The organism is Kitasatospora sp. NPDC041988, assembly GCF_055588525.1.
The window spans coordinates 79,633-103,590 of the sequence record NZ_JBVJCO010000005.1; the positions used below are offsets into that span (position 1 = coordinate 79,633).

Below are 23,958 nucleotides of genomic sequence, written 5' to 3' on the forward strand. Positions count from 1 at the left end.
GGAACGGGCCCATGGACCGACCTTCGGATTCCCTGAAGTTCTTCGCCGATCAACTGGCGCGGCAGCTCTCGACCGACGACGGCGCGCAGCTCGCGCACCTGCTGCGGCTGCTGTCCACCGAATCTCCCGACTCCCCCGCACCGGCGCCGGACGCGGTGGCCGTGCCACCGGACGGGCGGCGGGTCGGGATATGGCAGCGCACCGGCGACGAAGGGCCGTTCGTCCGCGACCAGGAGCGGCGACTGGAATGGCCCATGTGGGCCAACGCGGGTGAGATCCCGGCCAAGGCGCGCGGCCGGCGGGTGCTGCTCCTCGGCGAGTCGGTGGCCCGTGGCTTCCTGTACGACCCGGCCTACAACCCCGCCGGGGTGCTGACGGCGCTGCTGGAGTCCCGTCTGGGGCCCGGCGAGGTCGAGGTCGTCGACCTGGCCCGCACCTCGCTGGGGCGGGAGATCAAGGACCTCGCCCTGGCCGCCGCCGTGCTGGAGCCCGACGCGGTGGTGCTCTTCGGCGGCAACAACTGGCGCTACGAGCTGCCGACCGAGCCGCTGGAGCGCGGAGCGCTGGCGGCGGCGGTGCGCGAGCGGGGCCCGGCCGGGTACCGGGAGCACGCGGAGGAGTTCGTCCGGCGCACCTCCGAGGAGATCGTCGACGAGGTCTCCGCGTTCTACGCGGAGCGCGGTGTGCCGGTGCTGTGGATAGCCCCGGAGTTCAACCTGGCCGACTGGCGTGACCCGGTGGCGAACGCCGCTCACCTGCCGGGCGACGGCAACCAGCGGTGGGCGGCCCTGTACGAGACGGCCCGGGCGGCGCTGGCCGAGGGTCGCTTCGAGGAGGCGGCCGAGGCGGCCCGCCGGATGGTCGACCTCGATCAGGGCACCAACGCGGCCGGCCACTACGTCCTGGCGGACTGCGCCCGGGCCGCCGGCGACCAGGAGACGGCCCGGGCCGCGCTGGAGGCCGCCCGGGACGCCCAGATCTGGGACACCACCGTCGTCTACGCGCCGAGGAGCACCGCGCCGGTCCTCGCGGCCCTGCGCGAGGGCGCCGAGCGCCACGGCGACCTGCTGGTCGACTCGCCGAAGCTGTTCCGCGAGCACCTCGACGGCGGCATTCCGGACCGGCGGCTCTTCATCGACTACTGCCACCTCAACGCGGAGGGCATCCGGGTGACCATGGCGGCCGCGGCCGCCGCGCTGCTGGGCGCGTTCAAGGAGTCCACGGTGAGCTGGCGGGAGCTGCTCGCCGAGGCCCCCGGGCCGGCGGCCGGGTCCGAGGCGGAGACGCTCTTCCTGGCCGCCGTCCACAATGCGCACTGGTGGCAGGACGGGGAGCTGGTCGAGTACTCGATCGAGCGCGCGATCGGCCTTTCCGCCGGTCTCGCCCCGCTCATGTCGGCCTATCTGGAACTGCAGGCCCGGCGCACCCCGATGATGATGTGCCAGTCCGCCGAGAGCCTGCTGAAGGCCGGTTCTCCGCAGATTCAGCGCTACCTGTTCGTGAATGTCCGCCAGTATCTCGATCCGCTCGTCACGGGATCGATCGTAAACGTACTGGACAAGGATGGGCAGGACGTTCGCCGACAGGTCGAGAAGGTATGGGTCGAAGAGCATTCGGTGAGACTCCGGAAGGCCGACCTGCTCGACCCGTCGTACAACTCGGCCGGCCGCCAGGCGCTGGAGCTCCAGTGGTCGACGCCCGGTACTCCGGCGTATGCGCGGAACTACTACAAGGCCTTTTCGGCACGATCGGTGTTCTTCTTCGTGGGTGAGGCCGGCGAGCCGGTCGAACTGGACGCCACCTGGCGGATACCGCACCCGGGCGGCGCCGAGGGGACGGTGTCGGTCGAGGTGAACGGCCGGCCCGTCGGCACCATGACCGGCGGCGCCGGGTGGGAGCGCCATGGGATCTCGCTGTCCGGCGAGGTCGTGTGCGACGGCCTCAACGAGGTCGTCCTGGCCTGGCCTTCGCCGGCCTTCCCCGGTGACGCGGGGATCCGGAGGATCTCGGCCGATGTCCTGGCGGGCCGCACGCCCGACCCGTACTGCTCCTTCGGCGACGTCCACACGTTCACCGCCGTCGCCGGGGGTGCCGGCGAGAGCGCCTGATCCGGGCCGGCCCGATGGCCACGCAATCCCCGAACGGCGGTGCTGAAATGATCAGCACCGCCGTTCTACGTGCACGATCGAGAAATGCGCGATGGCATGCCGAAGAAATCGGGCGTGTCCTCCTGCCCGCTTCAGACAATCACGCGGCGGCCGATGACCGCAAATGGTTGTCCATCATGTGGACGCAACGGCGAGACGGCCTCCCGGAAGGCGTGGAGATGTCTCCCGGCTGGCCGGAAGAAGTCCTTCCGGGTGGAGCGGAACGTGAGGATCCCGGCCGTGGGGCGGCACGTAGCACGCACAACCCGGTCCGCCGGGGCCCGACGAGACGGCATAAAGCGGGCGTATCGTGCGGCCGGAGATATGCCGGGGATGTGCACTTCTGGGGGCGATCAAGCGTGTTTGGTGGGCTGCCCGGGACGGCTCCGATCGAGCCAGGAGCTTTCCTTGTGTACCCGTCATGTGTTGTCATCTGATGCCGCACGAACTGCGGTGAGCGCCGTCAGGTTGCCGGAACGGGGGAAGTGTCATGCCGGGCGAAACCGACATTTGGTCTGTCAGGCAGAAGACCGGAAAAATCGTTCTGGGTGCGGCGTTCTGTCTTTCGGTGGCCATGCGCCGCGCATGAGCCACCTCCGGTAGTCAAAGGTTCCCCGAGAGCTCGGGGTCGATTCAAATATCTCCGCAGCAGGCCGTTGCGATGACCGAACTCCCGCTGAGTGTCATTTCTGGCGGACGGCGGCTGCGAGCCGAATGGCCGATGCAGAAGTCCCTGTGATTTCCATGAAATCGGTGAGATCGGCGCATTCCGTCGGGGCCGGCCAGTGGCATGGGCCGCCCCGGGGAGTGCGGTGACGATCTGGACCCATCCGTCCGGCCGATCCCAGCGAATCGGACGGCAATCTCTGGAGCGTGTTCAAAATCACTGCCAGCCATGTGCCGAATGCACAGTTCAGTGTCCTGCTGAGAAACGCGCGAAAGCGTGTGGGAATGACCCAGCGGCAGCTTGCCGAAATCTCCACGATCAGCGTTCGGGCCATCCGCGACCTCGAGCTCGAACGCACCAGGACCCCGAGGATCCAGACCATCCGGCTGCTTGCCGACGCCCTGCGGCTGAGCAAGGCCCGCCGGGCCGAACTCGAGGCGGCGGCCGGCCCCCTCGTCGGCGAGCCGCTCATCGACGAGCTGATCGCACCGCCCGCCCCCCTGGGCCCGATCATCGGCCGCGGGCGGGAGACGGCCACGCTGACCGCCATGCTGGAGTCCTCCGGACACCGGCTGATCAAGGTCGTGGGCATGCCGGGCGTCGGCAAGACCCGCCTGATCCACGAGGTCGCCAGCGTGCTGCACCAGAGCGGCCGGATGCCGGCCATCTGTATCGAACCGGACGGACCCGGACCGGTCGGCGAGGATCCGCGCGATCCCGCGGACACCCTGCTCGGCCGGATCGCCGAGCTGCTCGGGTGCGAGCCCGCCCTCGACGACCTGGCCGCCGTCCTGGCCAAGAACGACATCCTGCTCACCGTCGACGGCCGGGACCTCGACCAGGACGACGAACTGACGCTGCGGCTGATGCTGCGCCGGTGCCCCGGACTGCGGGTGCTGTACGAGACCTGCGAGACCTCGCCGACCGCCGGCGACCCGGTCTTCCCGGTCTTCCCGCTCGCCGTGCCGGAATGGGCCCGCGGCGAGCCCCGCGACGCCGACCTCGCCGCGTACCCGGCGGTGGAGTTCATGCGATCGCGCTGTGCGCAGCTCTACCTGGAGACCGACGCGGACGCGGAGGTGACCGCCGCGATCGCACGCATCTGCTGGCACCTGGACGGCGTGCCCGCCGTTCTGGAGGCCGCGGCCTCCTGGCTGCTGCTCTACGAGCCCGCGCAGCTCCTGGACCCGGCGGCCGGCCTGCCGGAGATGCTCACCACCGCCCTGGTCAACGCCGATGACTCGCTGACCGCCTGGCTCGGTCACACGGTGGCCGCGCTGCCGCTGGACGACACCGAGGCGCTGCGGCGTCTGGCCGACGCCGACCCGTGGACGGTGGAACAGGCCGTCGGCCTGCTCGGGGGCCCCGCCGCCGGAGCGCTCCGCGCCATCCACCTGCTGCGCACGCTCGGCCTGGTGCGCCGGATCGCCGGGGCGGCCGGTGAACCGCCCCGCTTCTCCGTGCTCAATCTGGTGCGGCACGCCCTCCCGGCCAGGGTCGTCGTCGCCGTACAGCGGCAGCTCACGTGCACCGTGCCCTAGGACCCGCGCCGAATCTCGGGTGGACCGGGCCGCGGCGGCGGAGCGGATATTGCCTCCGCTCTGCCGCCGATGGTGCCGATGGCAGCGTTCCAAGGCGATCTATTCTGGCCGTCAGCGGGCGTGTTCTCGCAGCTCGCCGGCGGTGAACGGGCTTATCTACACGAGGTGGGGGTCGGCGTGAGCGACATTGCTCAGCGAGCGCTCCGCGAGCTTTTGGCGGAGGTTCTGGGTGTGGCCCGGGTGCGTGGGGAGGACTCCTTCCCCGGCCTCGGCGGTGACTTGCCGAAGGCCGTTCGGCTGGCCGGCCGGGCCCGGGCCGAGCTCGGGGTGATGCTGAGCGTCCGAGACCTCTTCGACGCCCCGGACGTCGCCGCGCTGTCCGCCCTGGCGGTGCCGTCGCCCACCGCGACCCCGCGGGGAGCCGCGCCGGACGGCGCCCGCCTTCCGCTGGCCTTCGCCCAGCAGGGCCTGCGCTTCCTGGAGCGGTTGGAGGGGCCCGGTGCGGGCTTCAACCTGCCGCTGGCGCTGCGCCTGCGCGGTCCGCTCGACCGGGAAGCACTGCACGCCGCGGTGGACGACGTGGTCGCGCGGCACGAGGCGTTGCGCACGGTCCACCCGGAGCCCGACGGTGTCACCGGGCAGCGGGTGGTCGACGCCGGTGTGGCGTTCCAGGTCGAGCGGGTCGCCGAGGAGGAGCTCGAAGCCCGGCTGGCCGGCCTGACGGCGTACGGCTTCGACCTCGCCGCGGAGATCCCGCTGCGGGTCTGGCTGCTCGAACTCGGCCCGGACGACCACCTGTTGCTCCTGTTGACCCACCGGATCGCCGTCGACGAGACCTCGCTCGGACTGCTCGTCCGCGACCTCGACACGGCCTACACCGCCCGCTCCCGGGCCGGCTCGCCGGACTGGGCCGAACTGCCCGCCCGATTCAGGGACTTCGTGCACCGCCAGAGTGAGTTCGCGGCCGCGGCCGGCGGCGCCGACCAGGCCGTGGCGGCGCGGCTGAAGGCCCGCGCGGAGCTGCTGGCAGGCATGCCCGACGAGCTGGCCCTGCCGTACGACCGGCCGCGCCCGGCTGTCGCAACGCACCGCGGAGAGGAGGTCGGACTCCGGCTCGACGCGCAGACGCACCAGCGCCTGGCCGACGTGGCCCGCGCCGCCCGGGGCAGTCTGTTCATGGTGGTCCAGGCCGCCGTCGCCGCCCTGCTGAACCGGCTCGGCGCGGGTGAGGACATCCCCCTCGGCACGCGCGCCCCGGGCCGCGGAGACGCCGACCTGCACGACGTGGTCGGGCCCTTCGCCAACCTGCTGGTGCTGCGGACCGACGTCTCCGGGGACCCGACCTTCGCCGAGCTGCTCGGCCGGGTGCGCGAGACGAACCTGGACGCCCACGCCGACCTGGACATCCCCTTCGAACTGCTGGTGGGCGCGGTCAACCCGGCCCGCTCCCTCTCCCGACACCCGCTCTTCCAGGTGCTGGTCACCACGCGGACCGACCGGGCCCCCGCGTCTCTGGCCGGCGTCGAGGCGCAGCCCCACGGGACGGGCCCGCACGCCGCCCGCCACGACCTCGGCTTCGACTTCGCCGAGCGCTTCGCCGAGGACGGCGCACCCGGCGGCATCGAGCTGACCCTCGCCTACCGGGCGGACCTCTTCGACCGGGCGACCGCCCGGACCATCGGCGAACGGCTGCTGCGCGTGCTCACCGCCGTGGCCGCCGACCCCGCCCGAAAGCTCGGCGGGATCGACGTCCTCGACCCCGCCGAGCGTCACCGGCTGCTGGTGGAATGGAACCGCAACAGCCCGCCGTTCGAGGTGCCGCGCAAGACCCTGCCGGACCTGCTGGAGGCCCAGGCCGCGCGGACTCCCGACCTGCCGGCCGTGCAGATGGGCGACACGGTGCTCACCTACGCCCAGCTCAACGCCCGGGCCAATCAGCTCGCCAGGTACCTGATCGGCCACGGCGTCGGGCCCGAGTCGGTGGTGGCGCTGATGATGGAGCGCTCGGTCGACGTGATCGTGGCCCTGTGGGCGACGCTCAAGGCGGGCGGCGCCTACCTGCCGATCGATCCGAGCTACCCCGCCGACCGCATCGCGTTCATGCAGGGCGACGCCGCCCCGGTTCTCACACTCACCGAACCGGTCGACGCCAGCGACCTCCCGGCAGGCGACATCACCGACGCCGACCGGCTGGCGCCGCTGCGGCCCGAGCACCCCGTCTACGTCATCTACACGTCCGGCTCCACCGGCCGGCCGAAGGCGGTGGTCATGCCGGGCGCCTCCCTGGTGAGCCTGCTGACCTGGTACGAGACCACGCTCACGCCCGGGCGGATGGCCCAGTTCTCCTCGCTCAGCTTCGACACCTCCGCCTTCGAGGTGCTGTTCGCCACCACCAGCGGCGGCGCCCTGGTGGTGCCGCCGGAGGAGGTCCGGCGCGATGTCGACCTCTTCGCGCGGTGGCTCGCCGACCACGACGTCCACGACATGAATCTGCCGAACCTGGTGCTGGACGCGCTGTGCGAGTCCGCCGAGCGGACCGGCGTCGAACTGCCCGAACTGCGCATGATCGCCCAGGGCGGCGAGGCGTTGACCCTCTCGCCCCGGCTCAAGGCCTTCTTCGAGCCCGAGCGGCGCCGGCTCGACAACTACTACGGTCCGACCGAGACGCATCTGGCGATCGCCCACTCGTTCCCGGCCAGGGGCGCGGACTGGCCGGCGGAGGCGCTGCTCGGCCGGCCGATCGGCAACATGCGGGGATACGTGCTGGACGGCCGGCTGCAGCCGGTGCCCGCCGGCGTGGTCGGCGAGCTGTACCTAGCGGGCGAGCAGTTGTCCCGCGGATACCTGAACCGCCCGTCCGCGACCGCCGCGCGCTTCGTCGCCAACCCGTTCGACGGGCCGGGCAGCCGGATGTACCGCACCGGCGACCTGGTGCGCTGGACCGGGGACGGCCACCTGGTGTTCCTCGGGCGGGTCGACCACCAGGTGAAGATCCGGGGTTTCCGGATCGAACTCGGCGAGATCGAGGCCGTGCTGCGAAGCCATCCGGCCGTCGCGCAGGCGGCCGTACTGGCGGTCGAGGACCGCCCGGGCGCCAAGCGTCTGGTCGCGTACGTCGTGTCGGAGTCCGGCACGGTGGATCAGGGCGCGCTGCGCGCGCACGTGGCCGGGGCGCTGCCCGACTACATGGTGCCGTGGGCCTTCGTCCAGCTCGACCGGATGCCGCTCAACCCCAACCGGAAGCTGGACCGCGCGGCCCTGCCGAAGCCCGGCCGCGCGGCCACCGGCCGGGCGCCCCGCACCGCGGTGGAGCGGACGCTCTGCGAGATCTTCGCCCGGGTGCTGGCGGTGCCCGCGGTCGGTATCGACGACAGTTACTTCGACCTGGGCGGGACCTCGCTGCGAGCCCGCGAACTGACCGCCCTGATCCGGGCCGAGCTGGGGGCCGAGCCGCCGCTGCGGGTGCTGTTCGAACGGCCGACCCCGGCGGGTCTCGCCGAGCACCTCGCCCCGGGAGCCACCGAGCCGGCCGATCGGCACCCGGCCGATCGGGGGCAGACCGATCGGGGGACGGCCGATCGAGGGCAGGCCGCCCGGGCTGCGGCCGGTCCCGCGCCGGCCGCATCGGACGGCGCGCCGGGCAGGCCGGCCCAAAGGCGCCCCGGCCTGCCCCGTCCCGAAATGCGGACAGCCGTCCTCGGGGAGATATTCTCGGAGCTGCTGGAATGCGGCCCGGTTTCCGGCGAGGACGACTTCTTCGTGCTGGGCGGCCATTCCCTGCTCGCCACCCGGCTGGCCAATCGGATCAGGGACGAGTTCGGCGTCGAGGTGTCGCTGAAGTCCCTGTTCGCCAGCCCCACGCCGGAGGGAATAGCGGCGCTGCTCGACGGCGGGCGGGCGGCGCGGCCCGCCCTGAGGGCCCGTTCACGGTAGCCGGGCGCCCCCGCCGGCCTGGGCTGATGGAGCGTCAGGTGTGAGTCGGCGGGAAGCATTTCATTCCGTTCCGCCGAGTGGATCCGATATAGTTGGGGCCGGAGTCGAGAGGCGCTGCAACGGGAAATCCTCCCGCCACGCTCGACTTGAAATCACTCGACCAAGGGCGCCTCCGGTGATTTCGTACGGAGGTTGTCGAAATGAGTGATTCTCGTACCCGGCGCGACGCGACCGCGGCGCTGAGGCGGCTGATGAGTGAACGGATCCTGGTTCTCGACGGCGCCTGGGGCACCCTGCTGCAGGGCTTCCAGCTGGGTCCGGCCGACTACCGGGGCGAGGTGATCGACGGGGCGCACCCGTACGACGTGACGGGTGACCCGGACCTGCTCAACCTGACCCGGCCCGATCTGGTCCTGGACGTGCACCGGCGCTACCTCGCGGCCGGCGCGGACATCATCACCACCAACACCTTCACCGCGACCAGCCTCGGCCAGGCCGACTACGGCCTGGAGCACCTGGTCCGGGAGATGAACCTGAGCGGGGCGCGGCTCGCCCGGCAGGCGGCCGACGAGGCCGGGGGCAAGTTCGTGGCGGGTTCGGTCGGCCCGCTGAACGTCACGCTCTCGCTCTCCCCGAAGGTCGACGACCCGGCGTACCGGGCGGTCACCTTCGAGCAGGTCAAGGCGGCGTACGCGGAGCAGATGGCGGCGCTGGCCGAGGGCGGGGTCGACCTGCTGCAGATCGAGACGATCTTCGACACGCTCAACGCCAAGGCGGCGATCGCCGCCGCCCGCGAGGTCGCGCCCGAGCTGCCGCTGTGGCTCTCGGTCACCATCGTCGACCTCAGCGGCCGCACCCTGTCGGGGCAGACGGTGGAGGCGTTCTGGCGGTCGGTCGAGCGGGCCGAGCCGCTGATCGTCGGCGTGAACTGCGCGCTCGGCGCCGCCGAGGTGCGCCCGTACGTCGCCGAGCTGGCCCGGCTGTCCGGCGCCCACGTGGCCTCCCACCCGAACGCCGGCCTGCCCAACGCCTTCGGTGGCTACGACCAGACACCGGAGGAGACCGGTCAGCTGATCGGCGAGTTCGCGCAGGCGGGTCTGGTCAACATCGTCGGCGGCTGCTGCGGCACCTCGCCCGAACACATCGAGCGGATCGCGGCCGCCGTGGCCGGCGTGGCGCCGCGTGTCGTCGCCGTGCCGCCCGCCGCGACCCGGTTCAGCGGGCTGGAGCCGTTCGAGATCGGCCCGGACACCGGCTTCGTCATGATCGGTGAGCGCACCAACGTCACCGGCTCGGCGAAGTTCCGGCGGCTGATCGAGGCGGACAACTTCCAGGCCGCGGTCGACGTCGCTCTCGAACAGGTCCGCGGTGGCGCCAACCTCCTCGACGTCAACATGGACGCCGACCTGCTCGACAGCGAGCAGGCGATGACCACCTTCCTCAATCTGGTGGCGACCGAGCCGGAGGTGGCCCGGATCCCGATCATGATCGACAGCTCCAGGTGGAGCGTGATCGAGGCGGGTCTGGCCTGTGTGCAGGGCAAGGGGGTGGTCAACTCGATCAGCCTCAAGGAGGGCGAGGAACCCTTCCTCGCCCAGGCCCGACGGATCCGCGACTTCGGGCTCGGCGTCGTCGTGATGGCCTTCGACGAGCAGGGCCAGGCCGACACCACCGAGCGCAAGGTGGACATCTGCGCCCGGGCGTACGACCTGCTGGTCGACAAGGCGGGCTTCGCGCCCGAGGACATCATCTTCGATCCGAACGTCCTCGCCGTCGCCACCGGCATCGCCGAGCACAACGGCTACGCCAAGGCGTTCATCGACGCCCTGCCGCTGATCAAGCGGCGTTGCCCGGGTGCGCGCACCAGCGGCGGAATCTCGAACCTGTCCTTCTCCTTCCGCGGCAACGACGTGGTGCGCGAGGCCATGCACTCGGCCTTCCTGTTCCACGCGGTGCGCGCCGGCCTGGACATGGGCATCGTCAACGCCGGACAGCTCGCGGTCTACCAGGACATCCCCGCCGAGCTGCTGGAACTCGTCGAGGACGTGCTGTTCGACCGCCACCCCGACGCGACCGACCGGCTGGTCACCTTCGCCTCCACCGTGACCGGCAGCGGCACCAAGCGGACCGTCGACCTCACCTGGCGCGAGGGCACCGTCCAGGAACGCCTCTCGTACGCACTGGTCCACGGCGTCGTCGACTTCGTCGAGAAGGACACCGAGGAGGCCCGGCAGGTCCTCGGCCGCCCGATCGAGGTGATCGAGGGGCCGCTGATGGACGGCATGAAGATCGTCGGAGACCTGTTCGGCTCGGGGAAGATGTTCCTGCCGCAGGTGGTGAAGAGCGCCCGCGTGATGAAGCGCTCGGTCGCCTACCTGGAGCCCTACATGGAGGACGAGAAGACCTCCGGGCGCGGCCAGGGCAAGGTGGTGCTCGCGACCGTCAAGGGCGACGTCCACGACATCGGCAAGAACATCGTCGGCGTCGTGCTCGGCTGCAACAACTACGAGGTCATCGACCTCGGCGTGATGGTGCCCGCCGCGAAGATCCTGGACACCGCGATCGCCGAGGGGGCCGACGCGATCGGCCTGTCCGGCCTGATCACGCCTTCGCTGGACGAGATGGTCTCGGTCGCCGAGGAGATGAGCCGGCGGGGCATCGAGCTCCCGCTGCTGATCGGCGGCGCGACCACCTCCAGGCAGCACACGGCGGTGCGGATCGCGCCGGCGTACGAGGGCACGTCCGTGCACGTCCTCGACGCCTCCCGGGTCGTCGGCGTGGTCTCCGACCTGCTCGATCCCGAGCGGGCGGCCGAGCTGGACACCGCCAACCGCGCCGAGCAGGAGCGCCTGCGCGAGCAGCACGAGACCCGGCACCGCGTCGCCCAGCTCACCCTCGCGCAGGCCCGCGCCAACAGCGAGCAGGTGGACTTCACCGACCTGCCGACGCCCGCGTTCACCGGCGTGCGCACCGTGACGCCGGAGATCGGCGAGCTCCGCAAGCTGATCGACTGGCAGTTCCTGTTCCTCGCCTGGGAGCTCAAGGGCAAGTTCCCGGCGATCCTCGACCAGCCGGTCGCGCGTGAGCTGTACGACGACGCCACCGCGATGCTCGACAAGATCATCGCCGAGGGGTCGTTCCAGGCGCGCGGCGTCTACGGCTTCTGGCCCGCCCACTCCGAGGGCGACGACATCGTGGTCGACGGCGTCCGGCTCCCGATGCTGCGCCAGCAGACCGCCAAGCCCGCCGGCCGGGCCAACCGCTGTCTGTCCGACTACGTGGCCCCGTCCGGTGACCACCTCGGCGGCTTCGCGGTCGCCATCCACGGCGCCGAGGTGCTGGCCGCCCGGTACGAGGCCGAGCGTGACGACTACCGGGCGATCATGGTCAAGGCGCTCGCCGACCGGCTGGCCGAGGCGTTCGCCGAGTACGTCCACCTGCAGGCGCGCCGGGAGTGGTTCGAGCCGGACGCCGACCCGCTGATCGAGGACCTGCACGCCGAGCGGTTCCGGGGCATCCGCCCCGCGCTCGGCTACCCGGCCAGCCCGGACCACTCCGAGAAGCGCGAGCTGTTCGATCTGCTCGACGCCGGCTCCCAGGGGATCGGCCTGACCGAGTCGTTCGCGATGACTCCGGCCGCCAGCGTCAGCGGCCTGATCTTCGCGCACCCGGGCTCGCGCTACTTCAGCGTCGGCCGGATCGGCCGCGACCAGCTGGAGGACTACGCGGTCCGGCGCGGCTGCGAGCTGGCCGAGGCCGAGCGCTGGCTGCGGCCCAACCTGAGCTGACGGCGGCGCGCAGACGCCGCGGCGGCCGGATCCCGGGTGTTCGGGATCCGGCCGCCGTCGTGTGCGGGGCTCACGCCTCCTTGCAGGTCACGCCGAGCGCGGAGAGCCGGATGTCGGGGGTCGCGGCAACCGCCTCCAGCAGGCGGCCGAACTCGCCGACCGCCCGCGTGACGGTCGCCCGGTCGTAGAGCGCCGTCGGGTACTCCACGGTGCCGAGGACGCCGGCCGGCGAGCCGTCCTCGTCGAGGGTCTCCGTCAGGGTGAGATCGAGATCGAGCTTGGCGGAGACACCGCGCATCGGGAAGGCCTCGACGGCCAGCCCCTCCGGTTCGAAGGCGAGCGAGGCGTGGTGCTCCATGGTGAAGCCCACCTGGAACAGGGGGTTGCGGGCGGTGGCACGGGGCGGGTTGACCGCCTGCACCACCTTGTCGAACGGCACGTCCTGGTGGGCTAGCGCGGCCAGGTCCGCGGCTGCCACCCGCGCGAGGAACTCACGGAAGGTCAGGTCCACCGAGAGGTCGGCCCGCAGGACCACCGTGTTGATGAGGAAGCCGACCAGCTCGTCGAACTCCGCATGGGTCCGTCCGGCCACCGAGGTGCCGATCGGGATGTCGTTGCCGACGCCGAGCCGTGCGAGCAGCACCGCGAAGCTCGCGTGCAGTGCCATGAACAGGGTCGTGCCGCTCTCCCGGGAGAGCCCCAGCAGCGCGGCGTGCAGATCCGGATCGACCGAGACCGCGACGGTGTCGCTCGACAGGCCGGCCGTCGCGGACCTCGGACGGTCCGGCGCGAGCGTCGCCTCCGCGGGCAGGCCGGCCAGCGTCTCCCGCCAGAAGGCCAGCTGACGGTACGTCTCGGACTGCTCGTCCGCCTCGTCGCCGAGCAGCTCGTGCTGCCAGAGGGTGTAGTCCGGGTACTGCAGGGCGAGTTCGGGCCACTGCGGCCCGGCGTTGCGCAGCCGCGCCGTGTAGGCGGTCGCGAGGTCGGTGAGCAGGGGACTGGTCGACCAGCCGTCGCAGACGGTGTGGTGGATGACGAGCAGGAGTACGTGCTCGCCGGGGGTGCGCGTGAAGAGGTGGGCGCGGACCAGCGGCCCCCGGGCGAGATCGAAGACGTGGGAGAAGTGCGCGGCGACGAGGCCGGCGAGGTCGGCCTCGGTGGTGTAGTCGGCCCGGTGGAGGTGGAGGTGCGCCTCGGCGGGTGAGAGGACGTGCTGGTGGGGTTCGCCGTCGGTCTCGCGGAACTCGGTGCGGAGGGCCTCGTGGCGGGTGATCAGGTCGTTGAGCGCGTGGTGGAGCGCGGTGGTGTCGAGGTCGCCGTGGAGGCGTAGCGCGATGGGGACGTTGTAGGAGGCGCTGGACCCGAGGATCTGGTCGGTCATCCAGAGGCGGAGTTGGGCCGGGGAGAGCGGTAGCGGGGAGGGGCGGGGGTCGACCCGTCGGGGGGTGACGCGGGTGCGGGCGGCGGAGTGCCGGATGTGGGCGTCGAGCTTGGCGACGGTGGAGGCCCGGAAGACGGTGGCGAGGTCGAGTTCGGTGTCGAAGACGGTGCGGACGCGGCTGGCGACGCGGACGGCGAGGAGGGACTGACCGCCGAGGTCGAAGAAGTCGTCGTGGATGTTGACGGTTTCGCGGCCGAGGAGGTCGGCGAAGATGCCGCAGAGGATCTCCTGGGCGGGGGTTCGGGGCCTGCCGGCCTCGGCGGTGCCTGCGGTGCCTGCGGTGGTGTCGCCGCCGGGGGTGGCCCGGTCGGTGACGGTGACGGGCGGCGGGAGTTCGAGGTGGCCGTCGGGCCGGCGGCGGGCGCGGTGGCCGGTGGGGAGGGTGCCGGTGACGCCGAGGGGGGCGGGGCGGCCGGTGCGGTCGAGGACGGCGAGGTGGGTCGCGACGGTGGGGCGCAGGTGGGGGTGGTGCCGGTGGAGGGCGGCGAGGGTTTCGGGGGCGGGTAGGTCCCCGGTGAGGTGGAGCCGGGTGAGGGCAGGGTCGGTGGCGAGCAGGGCGGCGAGCTCGCCGGTGTCGACGGTGGGGGCCTCGGGCGGTGTGGCGGGGGTGTGGCCGAGGAGGTCGGCTTCGCCCGGCACGAGGATGTCGGCGTGGGAGACGGGCGCGTCGGGCGTGGTGGCGAGGGCGTCGAGGATGAGGGTGAAGCGTCGGGCGAGAAGTGCGGCGGAGTCGTCGTCGAAGAGGTCGGTGGCGTAGTTGAGGTGGCCGCGGACTCCGGTGGGGGTGCCGTCGGGGTCGAAGGTCTCCGCCAGGTCGAGGTAGAGGTCGAACTTGGCGGAGTGGCGCTCGACGGATTCGGCGGTCTGCATGCGGACGTTCAGACCGGGGAAGTCGGGCAGGGCGGTGTCGTGGTTCTGGAGTTCCAGCATGGTCTGGAACAGCGGGTGCCGGCCGGGGTGGCGCTGTGGCGCGGCGGCATGGACGACGGCTTCGAACGGCGCGTCCTGGTGGTCGAAGGCATTCAGGTCGAAGTCCCGGACGCGGTCGATGAGTTGGAGCCAGGTGGGATCGCCGGAGAGATCGGTGCGCAGTGCGACGGTGTTGACGAAGAAACCGACGAGGTCGGTGAGGGCCTCGTCGGAGCGGCCGGCGGTACCGGTGCCGATCGGGATGTCGTCGCCGGCGCCGAGGCGGTGCAGGAGGGCGGCGAGGGCGGCGTGCAGGACCATGAAGAGGCTTGCGCCGCTCTCCTGGGCGATCCGCCGCAGTCGGGCGTGGAGTTCACCGCCCGTGGAGAGCGCGGCGGCCCCGCCCCGGTGGGTGGCCCGGGCCGGGCGGTGGCGGTCGGTGGGCAGGGCGATCTCATCCGGCATCCCCGCGAGGGCGGCGCGCCAGAAGTCGAGCTGCTCGGCAAGCAGGGAGGTGGGGTCGTCGACGGCGCCGAGGACCTCGCGCTGCCAGGCGGCGAAGTCCGCGAACTGTACCGGCAGTGGCGGGGCGGTGGGCGGGGTGCCGGTGAGCCGGGCGGAGTAGGCGTGGGCGAGGTCGCGCATCAGCGGCCGGACCGACCAGCCGTCCACCACGATGTGGTGGAAGACCAGTTGGAGGACGAACTCGTCGGGCGCGGTGCGCAGCAGCCGGGGGAGTACGGGTGCCTGGCGGGTGAGGTCGAACACGTGCCGGCCGCCGGATTCGAGCAGGGCCGGCAGGTCGCCCCCCGCCGCGTCGACGACGTGCAGGACGCCGCCGGCCGGGGCCGCGGCGATCTGCTGGACGGGCGTGCCGTCCACGTCCGGGAAGCTCGTGCGCAGCACCTCGTGCCGGGCCAGCACGTCCGCGACGGCCGCGTCCAGCGCGGCGACGTCGAGCGGGCCCGAGATCGCGGCCTGGACGACGATGTTGTACGTCCAGCCGGTCCGCTCGAACCGGTCGAGCAGCCACAGCCGGTGCTGGCCGAACGACACAGGGATCACGAAATCTCCTCCAGGGACATCGAAGGCCGCCACCACACGCCGTAATGGTCAACATCCGAACGCTAGACGCCGGGCCGCACCCGCACCGGCACCCCGACCGGCAGAACCCAGGCACCTGAGCCGGCCCGCGGGACCACCGGGGGAATCTGCCGCCCGGCCGCCTCCGGCGCTGCCGATCCCGGGCTTCCGGATCTCCTACGGTCGTGATTCGTCGTACGCGGCGATTTTCGGCAGAACGGCAAACCCGAGGTGGGTCAGTGAGCGCTCTATTCGATGATGTGGACGGCGAGTTCCTCGTCCTGGTGAACGGGGAGAGGCAGCACTCGCTGTGGCCCGCTGCCCTGGACGTCCCGGGGGGCTGGGAGAGCGTGCACGGCGGGGACAGCCGGCAGAACTGCCTCGACTACATCGACCGGCACTGGACCGACATGCGCCCGGCGTCCCTGGTCGCCGCCGTGGAGGGCACCGCACGGGCGACCGCCCCGGGCGGTAGCCCGTCGTGACCGCCGCGCAGACGGTCCTCGCGCTGGAGTTCCGCGGGAACGGCGACACGGCCGACTTCGGTTTCCTCGCCCGCGAGGGAGTGGCCGGGCTGATCCGCGTCGACCCGCTGGTGCACCACGTCGAGCGGCCGCTGACCCTCTCCGAGCAGGCCGCCCTCGTCGCCGCCCGGCTTCCGGCCCGGCCCGCCCTGGTGCTCGCCTACTGCGGTACGGCCGCCCTCGCGCTGCACGTCTCGGCACTCACCGGTACGCCGGCGATGCTGGTGGACCCCTATCCGGTGACCGTCGAGGACATGTTCCAGGACTTCCGCGGGCTGTGCGCGGCGACCGGAATCGACCCGGACGCTTCGGCGGACCCTGCCACCGGGCCGGACGTGGCCGAGTGGGAGAAGGCGCTGTGGGCCGCGCGGGACGCCATGGCCGAGGTGCACGGCGGCGACGAGGAGGCGTACGAGATGGTCGACGACCTGCTCGACCGCTACCGCGCGTGGCTGCGCTTCCTGCAGGCGAGCAGGGTCGCCCGGCCGGTGGCACCGAGTGCGCCGGTCGTCGGGGTGACGGCCCGCCGGGATCCGCGGCTGGACCTCTTGGTCGCCGACCCGGCCGCCGTCGAACTGCACCGCGTCGACGTGCCCGCCGGGCTGCTCGACTCCCCGGAGGTCCGGGCCCGGCTCACAGCCGCCATCCACCGGTACGCGCCGACCGCCGTAGCCGCACAAGGGAACAGTTGAGTTGATGGAGCAAGTCACCGGAACCGGCACCCTGCACGCCCTGATCGAAGCGCGCGCCGCGCGCGTCCCCGACGCGGTCGCGGTCATCGCCGCCGGCGAGTCGATCACGTACGGGGAGCTCGTCGCCCGCGCCCGCCGGCTCGCCCGTTCGCTCGTGCGGGCGGGCGCCGAGCCCGACGGCTTCGTCGGAGTGGCCGTCGACCGGTCGATCGCGGCCGTGGTCGCCGTGGTGGGCACGCTCTTCTCCGGCGCCGGCTACATCCCGATCGCCACCGACCTGCCGGAGGACCGGATCCGCCTGATCGCCTCCGAGGCACGGCTGCGGCTGGTGACCGGCGTGGATGCCGTCGTCGCCGCGGCGGCCGGCGCGGAGTTCCGGCCCGTGGACGGCCCGGCGGACGACGGCGACGAGGCAGAGCTGCCCGTCGTCCACCCCGACCAGGCGGCGTACGCGGTCTTCACCTCAGGCTCGACCGGCCTCCCCAAGGGCGTGGTGATCTCCCACCGGTCGGTGGTGGGCTCGACCCTGGCCCGGTTCGGCATCTACCCCGAGCCGTCCGTCTACGCGGTACTCGCGCCGCTCACCATCGACGCCGCCGTCGCGGGCCTCTACCACACGCTCGCCGCCGGCGGCCGGGTGCTGCTCCCGGGAGAGGAGGAGATCCGCGACCCCCAGCTCCTCGCGGACCTGCTGGAGACCCACGAGGTCAGCCATCTGGACGGACTCCCCTCGCAGTACGCGGCGCTGCTGCGCTTCCACCCGGAGGCCGCGGCAGGGCTGCGCTGCGTCATCCTCGGCGGCGAGGCCCTGCCGTACCCGCTGGCCCGGGAGCACCTGGCCGAGGTCCCGGGGGCGGAGCTGCACAACGAGTACGGCCCGACCGAGTCCACCGTCTGGGCCACCACCCACCGCTGCACCGACACCGACGCCGGGCCGCACGTACCGATCGGCACCGGCGTCCCGGGCATCCGCGCGGAGGTGCTGACCGATGCGCTGACGCCCGCCGCGCCCGGCGAGGTCGGCGAGATCTGGCTCTCCGGCCCACACCTCGCACGCGGCTACCTGGCCAGGGCGCGACAGACGGCGGAGCGCTTCGTCGCGCACCCCGACCCGCGCTTCCCCGGCGAGCGGATGTACCGCACCGGGGACCTCGGGCACCTCGACGAGGCCGGCGAGATCGTCTACCACGGCCGCTCGGACCACCAGGTGAAGGTCCGGGGCTTCCGGGTCGAGCTGAGCGAGGTCGAGGCGCGGCTGCTGGAGCACCCCGACGTCCTGGACGTGGCCGTGGTCCCGCACACGGGCGTCACCGGCGTCCGGCTGGTCGCGGTGACCGTGCCCGCCCCCGGCTCGGAGCCTGCTGCCGGGGCGCTGTCCGCGTTCGCCGCCGGCCGGCTGCCCGCGTACATGGTGCCCACCGTCTGGCGCCGGGTCGACAGCCTGCCGGTCGCGGTGAGCGGCAAGGTCGACCGGCAGGGGCTGCAGGCGGACGCCATCGGCGTGGGCTCCGCGCTGCCCGCGTGACCCGCAGAGCGACCCGACCAACCCGGGCGGCCGCACCGGCGCCCGCCACGAGGCAACGAACAGAGGAAGCGGAGGTCCCGGCACCCATGAACGGCCATGCCGACGAACAGAACGCCGTCCGGTCGGACGGCACACAGGCCGGCGCCACGGGCGGCGACCTGTCCGCGCTCGTGCTCGCGTTCGCGCGGGAACTGCTGGAGCGGACCGACGTCCGTGCCGACGAGGACTTCTTCTCGGCCGGCGGCGACAGCATCCTGGCGATGCACCTGGTGGGCCAGCTGGCCCGCAGGACCGGGCTCAAGCTGAGGGTCTCGCTGCTCTTCGCCAACCCGGCGCTGGGCGACTTCGCCGCCGAGGTCGGGCAGCTGCGCGCCGCCGCCACGGCCGCCGCCGCGGCACCGGCCGTGCCCCTCGCCGCGGCCCTGAGCGCCGCCCGCACCACCGAGGGGAGTGCCGCCGGTGCGTCGTGACTTCGATCCGGTCCAGGCGGCCCTGGTCAACGAGGTCGACGAGGTGCTCGACGGCCTCCGGCCGGACGCCGGCGTCCGGGAGTCCTTCGAGGCGCTCGGCGCCGCACGGCTGCTGGCCGTGCACTACCCCGTCGAGTACGGCGGCCGGGGCCTGAGCCTGGCCGCCCACTCGGCGGTGTCGGAACGCATCGGCCTGCGCGGCCTGCCGGACGTCGCCCACCTGATCACCGTCCAGGGGGTGGGCTGTCCGCTGCTGACCTTCGGCACCGAGGAGCAGCGCCGCCGCTGGCTGCCCCCGATCACCTCCGGCCGGCTGCTCGCCAGCCTGCTGCTCTCCGAGCGGGGAGCCGGCAGCGACCTGACCCGCGTCACCACCGGCGCCGTGCCCGACGGCGACGGCTGGCGGATCACCGGCGAGAAGACGTGGAGTCTGCTCACCGAGTGGTCGCAGATCGCGCTGTGCTCGGTGCGCACCCGGCGGGGCGACAGCCGGTACGACGGGATCTCCCTCTTCCTGGTCGACCTGAGCGACCCGGGGGTGCGGATCGAGCCGGTTCCGCGCGCCTCCGGCGAGCCGTACTACACGATCTCGCTGCAGGACGTCCGGGTCGACGCCGACGCGCTCGTCGGCGAGCTGCACAAGGGCTGGGCCCTGCTGCCCACCGTGATCGGCTTCGAGCGGGGTGGATTCGACTACCTCACCCGCGCGCAGTCCTGGCTGGCCGCCGCCCGCACCGAGCTGACCACCCGGCCGGAGGCCGAACGGCGGGTGCTGGCAGCGGACTTCGCGCGCCGCGAGTTCCTCGTCGAGAACGCCCGGGCGCTCGCCTACCACGCGGCCGGAACCGCCGAGGGACTGGAGACGGACGAGACCGTCACCGCGTACGCGAAACTCGCAAGCGGCCTGGCCGCCCAGGCCGTCACCCGCTGGGCCGCCGAGGAACTGCTCTCCGTGCCGGGCCCGGACGAGACCGCCCCCCACCGAACCCTGCTGCGCGCCGCGGTGGCCGAGGCTCCGGAGCTGACCATCTCCGGCGGCGCGCAGGAACTCCAGCTCGACCTGATCGCAGGCGAATTCATGATCGGCAGGACGGTCCGATGAACCTCCAGCTGGATGAGACCCAGCACCGACTGACCGACGCCGTCGGCAAGCACGAGGCGGCGGCCGCGCCCGACGCCTCGGGCTGGGACGTCCTCGACGCGGTCGGCCTCTCCGAACTGCTCGCCCCCGCACCCGGTGCCCGGCCGCTGTTCGGGCAACTCGAATGGCTCCTCGTGCTGGAGGAGCTGGGCGCGGGCTGCCGCCCGCACACCCTGGTGCGCTCGGTGCGCAGCTACCTCGACGTGTACGCGGAGGGCGGCCACGCGTCGGCCGCCGCCGAGGCCTACCGGGCCTGGGTCGGCGAGCACCGCACCGCGCCGGCCGCCGCCGACGCCCTGGTGGAGCGGACCCCCGACGGCCGGTGGCGGCTGGCCGACCCCCGGCCGGAGGCCCTCGCCGGCCTGCCGCAGCCGGTCCTCGACGCCTCCGCGGCGGACGCGGCGCGCGACCGCGACCTGCTCGCCCTCGCCGCGTACGCGTGCGGGGTGGCCCGGCGCTGCCTGGAGGCCGCCCAGGAGCGGGCCGGCGAACGCGTGGTCGCGGGCCGCCGCCTGCTGGAGCACCAGGGCACCGCCCATCGCATCGCGCGCTGCGCCGTCGACCTGACCATCGCCCGGATCGGGCTGTGGCGGGCGGCGCACGGCGAGGACGAGGGCGTGCCCGCCGGCCACCTGGCCCCGTCCGCGGCGGCGGCCTGCGTGTCGGCGGCGCTGGACAGCGCCCACACCGTCGTCCAGGCCTTCGGGGCGGCCGGAACCAGCGAGCCCGGGATCGTCCGGCTGTTCCGCACCGCCTGCTCGCTGCCGGCGCTGACCGGCTCGCCGCGCGCCCTGTGGCAGGAGGCCGGAGCGCGGCTGCCACTCACCGTCTGAGCGGCCGCCGGCGGCTTGCGCCGGCCGTCCATGGGAAAGGCCCGGGCCGATGGCCCGGGCCTTTCCCATGCGGTGCGGTCTCAAGCGGCGGTGCCCTCGCCGGTACGGCGGGTCAGCGGGGTGACCGGGGCGGCCTGGGCGGCGCAGAGCGCGAGGCCGGCGACGGTCGGGGCGGAGAAGACGTCCGCGACGGCGACCTTCACACCGAGCCGCTTGCGCGCCAGGGAAGCCAGGCGGATGGCGAGCTGCGAGTGGCCGCCGAGGCTGAAGAAGTCGTCGTCGAGGGCGATCTGCCGCACGTCGAGTTCGAGCACCTGGGCGAACAGCTCGCGCAGAGTCTCTTCCACGGTGGTGGGGGTGTGCTCAGTGGTCATGTCGGTTCAGTGTCCTGACTCTGGGAGGTTCCGCTCTGCGGAGGGACGAGGGCGGCCGTCGCACCGGGGCGGCCGGCCGGGGTGAAGGACGGCGCCGCCCGGGTCAGGCGGGGGTGGCGACGGGCTCGCGCCCGGCGGTGAGCTTGGCCGGCGTGATCAGCCGCCAGACCAGCGCCGTCATCAGGGTCATCGCCACGAAGCCGACCCAGAACGGCGCGGTGATGCCGAACGACCGGGCGATGACGCCGCCGAGCAGCGAGCCGATCGCGGCACCGCCCATGCTGAACAGCATGTAGACGCTGTTGATCCGGCCGAGCATCTCGCTCGGGGTGACCCGCTGGCGCAGCGTCACCCCGACGACGCCCCAGATCGTGGCGTGGGCGCCGAAGAACACGAGCGTGACCGCCGCGATCCACGGTGCCCTGGTCACGGCGAGGACGAGGTGGGAGAGGGTCTCGATGAGCAGCCCCGCCCGGAGCAGTGCGGCCGATCCGAACCTGGCCTCCAGGCGCGAGACGGACACGGTGCCGATCACCCCGCCCACGGCGGACACCGCGAGCAGCAGGCCGTAGCCGGCCCCGGTCAACCCGAGCCGCTCGCGCGCCCACAGCACGTACACCGCGAAGATGCCGCCGTAGGTGAGGTTCATCAGGCCCATCGTCACGGCGAGCATGCGCATGGCCTTGTGCCGCCACAGCCAGCGGAGGCCCTCGGCGATCTCCTGCCACACCGTGCGGCGCGCCACGGGCGTGGCGTTCCCATCCGGCTCCGCGGCGTCACGGGGGCGGGGGCGGAGCGAGAGGACGAGCACGGCGGCGAGCACGAAGCAGGCGGCGTCCGTCCCGAACGGAAGGGCCGCCGCGAAGACGAACATCCAGCCGCCGAGCGGCGGGCCGCCGAACTGGTTGCCGACCATGCGGATGCCGGACAGCCATGCGTTGGCCTTCGGCAGCTCCTCCGAGGAGACCACACCGGGCAGCAGCGCCTGACCGGCGTTGTCCGCCAGCGTGGCGCCCGCGCCCAGCAGGAAGACCGCCGCGTAGACGGCGGGAATGCTCGCCCACCCGCGCCACACCAGTACCGCGAGCACGGTCATCACCACGGCGCGCAGCACGCTGACCGCGCCGACGACGAGCCGCCGGTCCACGCGGTCGACGAACACGCCGCTGAAGAGCGAGAAGAGCAGCCACGGCAGCTGTTGGGCGAACACGGCACCGGCGACCACCGCGGGATTCGTGCTGATGGTCGCCATCAGCAGCGGTCCGGCGGCGACCGTGACGCCGTCTCCCAGTGAGGACATTCCGGATGCCAGCCAGAGCCTGGCGTAGTCACCCTTGAGAAAAGCAGCCATGGATGAGGGATCCTAGCAACCCGGACCCGCGCCGGGGGAGGAGATATCGCGCCCGTCACAGCGGCAATTTCCCGGGCAGAAATGCGGCAGATCCGCCGAGTTGGGCCCCGAATGTGTAGTACTGGCACACGCCGGCGTTCGATGATGGCATTCACCTGGAGAACCGGATGGGGAGAGCGGAAATGAATGACGGGGTATTGGTCCTGACCCGCGGGCAGGTCGGCTCCTGCCTGGCCGACCGGCAGGCGGAGGTGCTGGCCGCGGTGCGGTCGGCCTACGAGGCGCACGCGGACGGTGCGACGGCCGTACCGCTCTCCAGCTTCCTCACGGTCGCCACGCGGCCCCGGGACCGGATCGTCGGGATGCCCGCCTACCTGCGCACCGACGAGGAGCGGGCCGGGATGAAGTGGAGCTCGTCCTTCCCCGGCAACGCCGAGGCCGGCAAGGACCGCGCCTCCTCCGTCATCGCCCTCAACTCCCTTGCCGACGGCCGCGTCACCGCCCTCATGGAGGCCTCGGAGATCAACCTCGCGCGCACCGGCGCCAGCGCGGCCCTCGCGGCGTCCACGCTGCACGGCGAGGAACGGCCGACCACCGTCGGTGCCATCGGCTGCGGGCCGATCAACCTCTCGATCGTGCGCTACCTCCGCGCCGTGTACGGCGAGGGGTGGCGCCTTCTGGTGTTCGACATCGTGGCGGAGCGGGCACACGCCTTCGCCGCCCGCGTACGGGAGTTCGCGCCCGACACCGCGGTCGAGGTGGCCGGCTCGGCCGACGCGGTGCTGAGTGCCGCTCCGTTGGTGTCGATCGCCACCAACACGCCCGCGCCGCACATCGACAGCCTGGCCGGGTGCCCCCGCGGTGCGACCGTCCTGCACATGTCGGTGCGCGACATCGCCCCCGACGAGATCGAGCGGCACGACAACGTGGTGGACGACCCCGACCACGTCCTTCGGGTCAACACCTCGCTGCACCTGCTGGAACAGCGGTACGGCCGAAGGGACTTCATCCGCACCACGCTCGGCGACGTGCTGCGCGGCCGGCAGCCGGCCCGCCGGAGCGCGGACGGCGCGGTGGTGTACTCGCAGTTCGGACTCGGCATTCTCGACATCGCCGTGGCGGCCCACGTCCAGGCCGTCGCGGAGAAGGCCGGCATCGGCACCCGGATCCCCGACTTCCACGTCGGCTAGCCCGCCCGGTGACCCGGCCGCCGGTGGCGTCGCGCGGACGCGTTCTCCGCGCGGATGCCGGCTGACCATCGGTCACCGCGCGGCCACGAAGACGCCACAGGGCCCGGCCCGTCGTACCCGACGGGCCGGGCCCGACGCATTCCGCCGCCGCCCCGGTGGGTGCGAAGGCTGCCTCCGGCCTGCCTCCATTGCCGCCCGTCCGTTCGACCGGATCCGCCTAGCATGGGTATCCCCGAGGACGAGTTGCGCATATCCGGACTGCAATTCCTCGCACGATCTCCTGGGCGAATCCCCCCGCCGGCGCTGCACAGCCTTTCACGCGGTGATCGCATTCCTCTGGGGTCCAATG

The 23,958-nt window shown here is 72.6% G+C and carries 14 protein-coding genes; 11 read left to right on the top strand and 3 right to left on the bottom strand.

Annotated features, from left to right (window positions below):
* Positions 1 to 11 precede the first annotated feature (11 nt).
* From ACZ6NC_RS07515 to metH, 4 genes are all read left to right on the top strand, one after another.
* A complete protein-coding gene (locus ACZ6NC_RS07515; protein WP_465729945.1) occupies positions 12 to 2,108 on the top strand; it encodes a hypothetical protein in 2,097 nt (698 codons plus the stop codon).
* A 936-nt stretch (positions 2,109 to 3,044) separates the two neighbouring features.
* On the top strand, positions 3,045 to 4,355 hold the full coding sequence (locus ACZ6NC_RS07520) for a helix-turn-helix domain-containing protein (RefSeq protein ID WP_465729947.1): 1,311 nt from the start codon (positions 3,045 to 3,047) through the stop codon (positions 4,353 to 4,355).
* A gap of 177 nt (positions 4,356 to 4,532) precedes the next feature.
* Complete coding sequence (locus ACZ6NC_RS07525; protein ID WP_465729949.1) at positions 4,533 to 8,288, top strand: amino acid adenylation domain-containing protein; 3,756 nt, start codon at positions 4,533 to 4,535, stop codon at positions 8,286 to 8,288.
* Positions 8,289 to 8,488: 200 nt separating this feature from the next.
* Positions 8,489 to 12,076 (top strand): methionine synthase, encoded by a 3,588-nt coding sequence (metH, locus tag ACZ6NC_RS07530; RefSeq protein ID WP_465729951.1) that lies wholly within the window; start codon positions 8,489 to 8,491, stop codon positions 12,074 to 12,076.
* A gap of 70 nt (positions 12,077 to 12,146) precedes the next feature.
* Here the strand turns inward: metH and ACZ6NC_RS07535 are convergent, their stop codons facing one another.
* Positions 12,147 to 15,491 (bottom strand): condensation domain-containing protein, encoded by a 3,345-nt coding sequence (locus ACZ6NC_RS07535; protein ID WP_465729953.1) that lies wholly within the window; start codon positions 15,489 to 15,491, stop codon positions 12,147 to 12,149.
* 257 nt (positions 15,492 to 15,748) lie between these two features.
* Here ACZ6NC_RS07535 and ACZ6NC_RS07540 point away from each other — a divergent pair, with 257 nt between their 5' ends.
* The 6 genes from ACZ6NC_RS07540 (at position 15,749) to ACZ6NC_RS07565 (ending at position 20,694) form a co-directional block, all read left to right on the top strand.
* A complete protein-coding gene (locus tag ACZ6NC_RS07540; protein WP_465570866.1) occupies positions 15,749 to 15,994 on the top strand; it encodes an MbtH family protein in 246 nt (81 codons plus the stop codon).
* The gene (locus tag ACZ6NC_RS07545; protein WP_465729955.1) at positions 15,991 to 16,725 is read left to right on the top strand and encodes a hypothetical protein; all 735 of its coding nucleotides are present in this window, start codon (positions 15,991 to 15,993) and stop codon (positions 16,723 to 16,725) included. The genes ACZ6NC_RS07540 and ACZ6NC_RS07545 overlap by 4 nt, the downstream gene beginning before the upstream one ends.
* A 4-nt stretch (positions 16,726 to 16,729) precedes the next feature.
* Entirely contained in the window at positions 16,730 to 18,250 is a 1,521-nt protein-coding gene (locus tag ACZ6NC_RS07550; RefSeq protein ID WP_465729957.1) for an amino acid adenylation domain-containing protein, read from the top strand.
* Positions 18,251 to 18,336: 86 nt separating this feature from the next.
* Positions 18,337 to 18,720, top strand: a complete 384-nt coding sequence (locus ACZ6NC_RS07555) for a phosphopantetheine-binding protein (protein WP_465729959.1) — start codon at positions 18,337 to 18,339, stop codon at positions 18,718 to 18,720.
* Positions 18,710 to 19,822 carry an acyl-CoA dehydrogenase family protein gene (locus ACZ6NC_RS07560; RefSeq protein ID WP_465729961.1) on the top strand — a complete coding sequence of 371 codons (1,113 nt, stop codon included), beginning with the start codon at positions 18,710 to 18,712 and terminating at the stop codon, positions 19,820 to 19,822. Before ACZ6NC_RS07555 ends, ACZ6NC_RS07560 begins: the two co-directional genes overlap by 11 nt.
* Positions 19,819 to 20,694: an acyl-CoA dehydrogenase family protein gene (locus tag ACZ6NC_RS07565; protein ID WP_465729963.1), complete on the top strand. Its 876-nt coding sequence runs from the start codon at positions 19,819 to 19,821 to the stop codon at positions 20,692 to 20,694. Before ACZ6NC_RS07560 ends, ACZ6NC_RS07565 begins: the two co-directional genes overlap by 4 nt.
* 80 nt (positions 20,695 to 20,774) lie before the next feature.
* Here the strand turns inward: ACZ6NC_RS07565 and ACZ6NC_RS07570 are convergent, their stop codons facing one another.
* Both ACZ6NC_RS07570 and ACZ6NC_RS07575 read right to left on the bottom strand, forming a co-directional pair.
* Complete coding sequence (locus ACZ6NC_RS07570; protein ID WP_465729965.1) at positions 20,775 to 21,068, bottom strand: phosphopantetheine-binding protein; 294 nt, start codon at positions 21,066 to 21,068, stop codon at positions 20,775 to 20,777.
* Positions 21,069 to 21,171: 103 nt separating this feature from the next.
* Positions 21,172 to 22,419, bottom strand: coding sequence for an MFS transporter (locus ACZ6NC_RS07575; protein WP_465729967.1), 1,248 nt, complete (start codon positions 22,417 to 22,419; stop codon positions 21,172 to 21,174).
* Between the two features lie 182 nt (positions 22,420 to 22,601).
* Between ACZ6NC_RS07575 and sbnB the strand changes: the two genes are divergently transcribed.
* Positions 22,602 to 23,609, top strand: a complete 1,008-nt coding sequence (gene sbnB / locus ACZ6NC_RS07580) for a 2,3-diaminopropionate biosynthesis protein SbnB (protein ID WP_465729968.1) — start codon at positions 22,602 to 22,604, stop codon at positions 23,607 to 23,609.
* Positions 23,610 to 23,958: the final 349 nt, after the last annotated feature.